1 pseudogene is annotated in these 761 nt (G+C 45.9%); it reads left to right on the top strand.

The features are described 5' to 3' along the window. Positions 1 to 483: 483 nt before the first annotated feature. A pseudogene (locus tag K5E19_RS23135) lies at positions 484 to 761 on the top strand (hypothetical protein); the annotation flags it as partial.

Below are 761 nucleotides of genomic sequence, written 5' to 3'. Positions count from 1 at the left end.
AAGCAGGAAAGACAACCCTGCGGCGGTTGATATTATTATGGCGAATTGGGATCGGGCTATCATCGGACATTCCGTGCTGTGTAAGCAAAATGGATGCAATGTGAATTTGTGTAAGATTGTTTAAATATTGAAGAGTGAATAAAAGGGGGATTAATCCTAAAGGACGGGGTATACCGGTGTGCGTTATCCCTAATTCTGGTAGGTGAGTCTGCGCGCGGGAATAAAAAGGATTGAGAAGAACGATATCGCTATATACCCCTGGTGACGTTAAGTGAAATAAATCCCTTTATTCTGAATGCCTGCAACACACATAGCGGGCAGGGAAAAGAGATAAATGCACGCTGCCCTCCCGAAACGGCGGATCTGACTTACTATTAAGGCAGATTTCCGTGCGTTCTTCCGGCATAGAAGACGAGGGGCACAGAGGATTAGGCTTAATACTCAATGGCCTATAAAAGGCAGGCGAAACGGTTGAGGTGATAAATGTCGAGTCTGAAAGACGAACAAGAGGCATTGCCTGGCGTGAAGGAAAATCGTTTTGCCCTCACCCTGGAGGCGCGATTTCGCCAGGTGGGCTTTGCGGTTTTATTACTTATTTTACTGCTGGCGCTGGGCGGTTTCTTTTCTACGGGATATTTCAGTTCGGCAGAAAAAACAAATAATAACCAGACATTACACCTTTATTACGAGCGTTTTGGGCGGCTGCAAACAGAATTTAAACTCAGGGCTACAGTCCCCCCCTCAAATACCGGACACTATAT

Origin of the sequence: Enterobacter sp. RIT637 (assembly GCF_019718755.1) — a bacterium.
Classification (GTDB): domain Bacteria; phylum Pseudomonadota; class Gammaproteobacteria; order Enterobacterales; family Enterobacteriaceae; genus Enterobacter.
This window is presented reverse-complemented; position numbering and strand designations above follow the sequence as displayed.